Annotated in this window: 5 protein-coding genes and 1 rRNA gene; 4 read left to right on the top strand and 2 right to left on the bottom strand. The window is 69.4% G+C overall.

From position 1 onward, the window contains the following. Positions 1 to 937 precede the first annotated feature (937 nt). Together ACJ8AT_RS14995 and ACJ8AT_RS14990 are read left to right on the top strand one after the other, a co-directional pair. Positions 938 to 1,678 (top strand): RNA repair transcriptional activator RtcR family protein, encoded by a 741-nt coding sequence (locus ACJ8AT_RS14995; RefSeq protein ID WP_407738405.1) that lies wholly within the window; start codon positions 938 to 940, stop codon positions 1,676 to 1,678. A gap of 6 nt (positions 1,679 to 1,684) precedes the next feature. Then, positions 1,685 to 1,825 carry a hypothetical protein gene (locus ACJ8AT_RS14990; RefSeq protein ID WP_407738404.1) on the top strand — a complete coding sequence of 47 codons (141 nt, stop codon included), beginning with the start codon at positions 1,685 to 1,687 and terminating at the stop codon, positions 1,823 to 1,825. A gap of 1,141 nt (positions 1,826 to 2,966) precedes the next feature. Here ACJ8AT_RS14990 and ACJ8AT_RS14985 read toward each other — a convergent pair. Beyond that, on the bottom strand, positions 2,967 to 3,194 hold the full coding sequence (locus tag ACJ8AT_RS14985; protein WP_407738403.1) for a hypothetical protein: 228 nt from the start codon (positions 3,192 to 3,194) through the stop codon (positions 2,967 to 2,969). Between the two features lie 1,551 nt (positions 3,195 to 4,745). Between ACJ8AT_RS14985 and ACJ8AT_RS14980 the strand changes: the two genes are divergently transcribed. Continuing rightward, positions 4,746 to 5,639 carry a hypothetical protein gene (locus ACJ8AT_RS14980; RefSeq protein ID WP_407738402.1) on the top strand — a complete coding sequence of 298 codons (894 nt, stop codon included), beginning with the start codon at positions 4,746 to 4,748 and terminating at the stop codon, positions 5,637 to 5,639. Between the two features lie 187 nt (positions 5,640 to 5,826). Continuing rightward, a complete protein-coding gene (locus ACJ8AT_RS14975) occupies positions 5,827 to 5,952 on the top strand; it encodes a hypothetical protein (protein ID WP_407738401.1) in 126 nt (41 codons plus the stop codon). A 308-nt stretch (positions 5,953 to 6,260) separates the two neighbouring features. On the opposite strand, the gene rrf is transcribed toward ACJ8AT_RS14975, so the two are convergent. Further along, positions 6,261 to 6,377: ribosomal RNA gene (gene rrf / locus ACJ8AT_RS14970) — 5S ribosomal RNA — on the bottom strand. Positions 6,378 to 6,581 lie beyond the last annotated feature (204 nt).

The raw sequence follows: 6,581 nt of genomic DNA, 5'->3' as shown, positions 1-6,581 counted from the left end.
TGGGCTTGCTATTTGGTTTTCAAAGACCGAGCCGCTTGTTGCTGTCGCGGCTTCATGCTACCGTCTTCTCACTGCTCGGCAGCACCCTGTTCAACTCCGGGCTGCGTCTTCTATTTCGAAGCGGCTTTTCTGTCAAGCGACCGTTGCCGCCCCGTTTCACCGCTTCATCCCGGTTCGGATTCAACACCGCGCCTTCGCGCTTTGTTTCTTCCTTTCGGGAGGGGCGCGGAACCTACTTCGCTTCCGCGCTCCGTGTCAACTTGCTTCGTCGACTCTTTTTTCCGCCCCGTCCCGGCTCTGTCGCTTGCGCGACTTCCGCCGTTTCGTGGGGGAGCGGCTTCTACCACCACCGCGTTGGGAGTCAACCCGCTTCGTCGACTTCGTATTTCGTCTTTCACTGCTTCGTCCGGGGGACTCCGTCGCCAGTGCGACTTCGCCTTTCCGTCCGAGGGGGCACGGCTTCTATCACCGCCGCGTCGGGAGTCAACCACCTTCGCCGACTCTCTTCTTCCCACTCACCTGGCTCGATCACCGTGGTGACGTCTGCCTCGTCGAGGGGGCGCGGCTTCTACCACCGCCGCATCGAGAGTCAACCGCGCGTTGCTGACTCCTTATTCTTCTTCAGCCCGTCCGGGTGATCCCACCGCCAGTGCGGCTTCGCCTTCCCGTCCGAGGGGGCGCGGCTTCTACCACCGCCGTGTCTGGAGTCAACACGCTTCTTCGACTCCTTCTTCCTGCTGCTTCAACCGGGCGCGAGGCGCGCCGTCGAAGGCCGCGGGGGTATTCGGTTCAACCTCGGCCCGACACACCTCCATTCCCACGTAGAGCGGCAGTCCCCCGCCCCGTACTTCCCTGCCGCACCGGTTCGCTCGATGAGCAACCAGCCACACGAGGGCGTGGGCTGCATCGTCGCCGCCAGCTCGGACGGCAGGTTCCTTTGAGACCCCTCACCCGCCATGAGACGCTCGCCGACCTCCATGAAATCGTCCTCCCCGTTCTGCTCTCATGGGTCGCCAAGAAGAATGATCCGTTCGACGCGTTGCCCTCGGGGGAGAAAGCGGCGCCTTCCACCACGCAGCTCCAGCCCGGGCCCACGCTGACGCTGCTGTTCGATGACTCCTCGCCTTTCAAGGGACAGGTCGAGGACATCGTCCTGCTCTATCGCGTCCCTCCTCCCTCACAAGCCGCCTCGGGAGATCGTCCGGTCTTCGAGGCGACGAAGCGGGAGATCGCCAAGCGGGACCCCCGCATCCGCGTCCAGCAGCGCACCTGGGCGGGCGATGATCCCACGAATCACCAGACCCTCTTCGAATTCCTCCGCGAGCTCCTTCCTCGCCTCCGGCAGGAGTTCCCGGGCCGTGAATTACTCATCCACATCAGCCCGGGCACCCCTGTCATGCAAACCCTCTGGGTCCTGCTGGCCGAGTGCGGCTTCATCGAGCAGCCCTTCCGGGTCGTGAAGTCCTACCGCAAGCACGAGCGCGGCAAGCGAGCTTCCCGAGGAGCTCCCCTGGCTGTGGGACTCCCTCTACAGCCAGGCCGTGCACCGCGCCGGGTTGGAGCAGGCCCCCACCGCCCTCCCTCCCACCGAGCAGGAGCGCATCCTCGGCCACCCACCTTCGGCCGCGAGGGCGCCCGGCTGCACCTGCCGCTCACCCCGGCGGCCCAGGCGGCCTAGCAGGACATGCCCGCCGAAGGCAGGACGCTCATGGGCGCCGCGTTCGAGCTGGCGCGCGAGCTCATCGAGGATCGCACCCGCCTGCCCGCCCGCGCCTACCGCCCCACCCTGGTGCTCGTCTCGGATGGCATCCCCACCGACGAGTGAAAGCCCGCCCTCGAGCGGCTGCTCGCCTCGGAGCGGGCCTCGAAGGCGGAGCGCATGGCCCTGGCCATCGGCGCCGAGGCCGAGAACGAAGTGCTCCAGGCTTTCGTGGCCGCCGAGTGGTACCTCCAGGGCGGAGGTCTGCGGCGCCGGTTGCAGCTGCTCGCACGGCTCGCCGAGCTCCTCGCCCGGGTGCATGGCATGGGGCTCGTGTACGCGGACCCCTCGCCCCGCAACACACCTTCGTCTCCGAGGACGTGCGCCACACGGAGCTGTGGCTCATCGACACCGACAACCTCCACGCCGCCAGCAGCCCGGGGGCTCCCGCCTTCTACACGCCCGGCGATGGCGCGCCCGAGCTGGTCCGCGGCCATGGCGCCGTCAATACCCTCACCGATGCCCATGCCCTCGCGGTGCTCGTCTTCCAGACGCTGAGCCTGGTGCACCCGCTGCTCGGGGATGCCGTGGACGAGGGCGAGCCCGAACTGCAGGAGCGTGCCCTCGCCGGGGACGAGGCCTTCCCCTGGGTGGACCATCCCGAGGATCGCCGCAACGCGGCCTCGCGGGGCCTTCCCCGAGAGCTGGTGCTCTCCACCCCGCTGCGCCAGCTGTGCCACGAGGCCCTCGGGCCAGGACTGGGCACGCCCTCGCTCAGGCCGAGCGCGGCGCGGTGGGCCGAGGCCCTGCACGACGCGGCCGCGTTGACGCTGGACTGCGCGGGCTGCTTCTACCTCAACCGGGTGCGCTGCCCGTTGTGCGACACGCCCCGGGCCGCCTTCGTGCTGACGAAGTTCCGGCGGTGGGAGCCCTTCCGGAGCCAGGGCCCCAAGCTCATGGGAGCTCACGTCGCCGTGTGCACGCTCCCGCGGGCCAGGCCCCTGGTGCTCACCGCCCGCCTCACCGAGGGAGACACGGGCAGCGCCGGACAGCGGCCCCGCGTGGAGCTGACGAGCGATGGCAAGCGCCTGTCGGTCCGCTGCCTGGACGGGAGCTGCATCGCCACCGCTCCGGACGGAAGCCAGCCCGTGGAAATCGGCGAACGCCGCCGCGCCATGCCCTTCGACTGGCTGCTGCACTTCGGGCCCCTGGACTCCCCCACCGCACCGCCCGGTTCGAGCCCTTCCCGGAGGTCCAGCCATGAAGCTCAGCGCAAGACGAGCGTCATCGCCGCGCTCATGGAGAGACTGGCGCAGACGTCGAACGAGCCGGAAGCCATCTCCGGCTCGGTGCTGCTCACCAGCTTCCAGCACGAAGCGGTGGAGAATGCCGCCGCGCGCACGGTGGTGTTCGGCCTGCCCGCCGTGAAGCAGGGGCGCCGGAGGGGCCCGGCGGAAGGACTGGACAACGTGGAGACCTGGCGCAAGGAGCGCATCGCCGCCCTGGAATCCGCACTCGTCCAGGAGCCGGGCAGCGCCACGCTCAAGCGCATCCGGTTGCTCGGCACCGCGCACCTGGCCCAGCCTGGCACGGTGGAGCAGACGGCGGGCCTGCTCCGGGAGGTGGCGGACCTGGGACGCGAGCTCCTGCCGGGTGCTCTCCTGGACGGCTTGCGCCAGCGCGCCGCCCGGCTGGCTCGCGGCACGGCGCGCCCCGAGGGTGAAGACGCCGAGGCGCGGGAGTACCTGCCGCAGGCCATCCGCGGCCTCCGGGTGGCAGCCGCCTCCTTCCTGGATGATGGGGCCCTCAAGGCCGCCAAGGTGTTGCGCCTGTTGGAGGCACGCTCCCTGGAGGAGGTGGCGCCCTCCTTCCTGCCGGAGCTGTCCCGGCTCCGCGAGACGCTCCTGCAATGGCTCACCCCGGACGCGCGCCCGGCGGCCCTCCCCTCCACGGACGCGGAGACGGACGAGCTCCTCAAACAGGCCCTGGAAGCCGCACGGCGCACCGTGGCCAGCACCCGCCCGGGCGCCGAGTCGTCATCGCCGGGTTCCTCGACGACCTCTACCATTCCTCTGCTACGGGCCCGAGGGGCCATGTCCGCCCCGGGCGGCGGCGCTTCCTGCTGTGGCCGGCCTGGATGTTCCGCGTGCTGGCGCCCCGCCCGCGCGAGCGCACGCTCAACATCCTCCAGCGCGCGGTGCTCGGCCTTTGCCAGGCGGGCATCCACCGGGCCACCGAGGTGGGCGCACGGCTCGCCATCGCCCCGCGGTTCGCCGCCCACGTGCTGCGGGAGCTTCAGGCGCTGGGGGCGCTCTCGACGGAGGGCGAACCCACGCCGGCGGGGACGGGAGCTGCTGGAGGAGGACACGCTCGACGCCCAGGAAGTGGTGTCCGGGTATGTCTTCCAGGACCCCTGGACGCGCGAGCTCTGGCCGCGGATGGTGGCGCGCGAGGAGCCGCAGGCGGTGGACTACCCCGACACCGCCAGGGGCTATCCCCGCCTGCGCTGGGGCACCAAGGGAAGCCCCCTCCCCGAGTACGCGCACCTGGTGTTTCCGGAAGCGGGCCTCGCTCCCGCCATGCCCAGGCCCGAACACATCCTCCAGGCCAGCTACCACCAGAGCCGGCGCGCGCCGCCACACGCTGGAGCCGTCGGCCCCGGAGGACCTCTCGCTGGGTTCTCCCTCCTACGCGCCGCTGATCGAAAGAACCTCCCTCATCGAGGCCACGCCGCGCGCCGTCTTCCTGGTCACCTATCCCTATCTCCCGGCCGAGAGCGAGCGGGGAAGCCTGCGGAAGCGATGCGGAGGCGCGCCAGGCTCACGAGCAGCTCGCGACGGAGCTGGCCGGGCGGCGCCGCCAGGCCGAAGAGGAGCTGGGGCAGGAACGCCAGCGCCTCCACGCGTCACTGGAGGCCTGGCGCGAGGACCTGGAGGCCCGCGAGGCCACTCTGGAGAAGCAGCGCCAGACGCTGCGCTGGGAGCGCATCCAACTGCGGGCCGGGGAGGAGCTCCTGGAGGGTGGGAAGCGGCTGCTGGAGAAGCGGGTGGAGCAGAAGGCCGCGGTGCGGGCGGTGCGGGTGGAGTCGCTGCAAGCGGAGCTGGAGTCCCCCCGGCTGCTGCTCGAGGACACGCGCCGGGACCGCAACCACCTGCAGGCGGAGCTGCGCAAGGCCGAGGAGGCGAACCGCCAGCTCGAGCAGCGCAGCCCGCAGGAGGCGCTGGAGCAGCTTCGGAGCCTGGAGGAGCAGCGGCGGAAGCTGGAGCAGGAGCTGGCGGCCCGGCCCAGTGAGCAGGAGAAGCAGCGACTGCGGCAGTTGGATGCCGAGCACGAGCAGCGGGAGTTGGAGCTGGCGCGGCTGCGGCGGGAGAACTCCGAGCTCAAGGCCCGCATGGTCGAGTCGCTCAAGAGGCAGAAGGAGGCGGCCGAGACCTACAACAAGGCACTCGGCAGCGCGCTCGAGGAATACGAGCGCAAGGTGGGAGAGCTCATCCAGCGGGCCAAATCCCAGCCCGCCTTTCCCCGGTGTGCCAACATGGATGAGAACCTCGGCCTTCAGCGGGAGGTGGAGGTCGAGGGACGCGTGCCCAGGCTGGACGAGTTCTGCAAGGATTTGAGGCACCGGCTGGCGTACAACCCGCAGACGAAGCAGGAGCTGTATTACTCCGAGCGGGATGTGCGGGCCTTCGTGGCGGGGCTCGCCATGAGCCGCTGCACCTGCTCCAGGGCATCAGCGGCACGGGCAAGACGAGCCTTCCACGGGAGTTCGCCCGCGCTGTCGGGGGCGACTTCACGCTCATCGAGGTGCAAGCGGGTTGGCGCGACCGAGACGATCTGCTTGGCTACTTCAACGCCTTCGAGGGACGCCATTACGAGAGCGACTTCCTCCAGGTGCTGTACCGGGCCCAGACGCCCGCTTTCAGGAACCGGCTCTGTCTGATCGTCCTGGACGAGATGAACCTGTCACGGCCCGAGCAGTATTTCGCCAACCTGCTCGCCACCTGGCTGCGATTCATCTCTCTGCCGGCCTCTCACCCGGGGCACAAGGCAACCCGGAAGCCATTACGCGCCTGCTCGGCCTTGCCCGGCCCCCGGCCGCGACAGGAGCCCCAGCCACCCGCGGACCCGTGCGGCGAGCCTCGCCCAGGCCCACCGCCTCCGACGCGCCGGGAGGGGAGCAGTTCGTCCTGCTCTACCTGGGACAGGGCGAGGACGAGCGCATCAGTCCCGTACAGCGGCACCCGCTGTGGTGAGCGCATCCCGTTCCGCTGGGCTTCTGGCGGGCGGCTGGAGACGCTCCAGGGCGCACCGGGATGGCTGGACCGGTTGGACGTACTGGCCAGTCCCTGCTGGGGAGAGCCGGCCAGGTTCATCTGCCCGAGTTGCCGCGTCTGCCCTAACGAGGGCAAGGAGGAGAGCCGGTGCCAGCGGTGCGGGGGCTGAATCGCTCCGCTCGAGCGGGGCCTCGCGCTGCGCCCGCGCGCGCCAGCCAGCAGTAGCCCGCAAAGGCGAAGGCCCCGAGTCCACACATGGGTGTGAGGACTCGGGGCCTTCAAAAAAAATCCGGCAGCGACCTACTCTCCCGCGCGGTTTCCCGCGGAGTACCATCGGCTCTGGAGGGCTTAACTTCCGTGTTCGGGATGGGAACGGGTGGGACCCCTCCGACATTGCCACCGGAAACTAGAGTGACTCGTGCATACAAAGGGTAGTTTTCAATTCTGCTTTAGAGAAGCTGGTGCCTTCTTCCGGGCCCGGCGCCGCTCTTGAAAGCGCGCTCGGGGCCTCGACCTTGGACTCGAATCCCCGGCTCCCCTTGAGGTGGAGCCTGTAAGAGATTGAGGTAAAGTAAGCCGCTCGACCAATTAGTACCGGTTAGCTCAAC

Source organism: Hyalangium sp., assembly GCF_045802625.1.
GTDB lineage: Bacteria > Myxococcota > Myxococcia > Myxococcales > Myxococcaceae > Hyalangium.
This window is presented reverse-complemented; position numbering and strand designations above follow the sequence as displayed.

Bases quoted from the DNA above. Each gene is read 5' to 3' on its own strand.
- ACJ8AT_RS14990 (WP_407738404.1), top strand. From the start codon at position 1,685: ATGCCCGCCGAAGGCAGGACGCTCATGGGCGCCGCGTTCGAGCTGGCG.
- ACJ8AT_RS14985 (WP_407738403.1), bottom strand. From the start codon at position 3,194: ATGCGCTCCTTGCGCCAGGTCTCCACGTTGTCCAGTCCTTCCGCCGGG.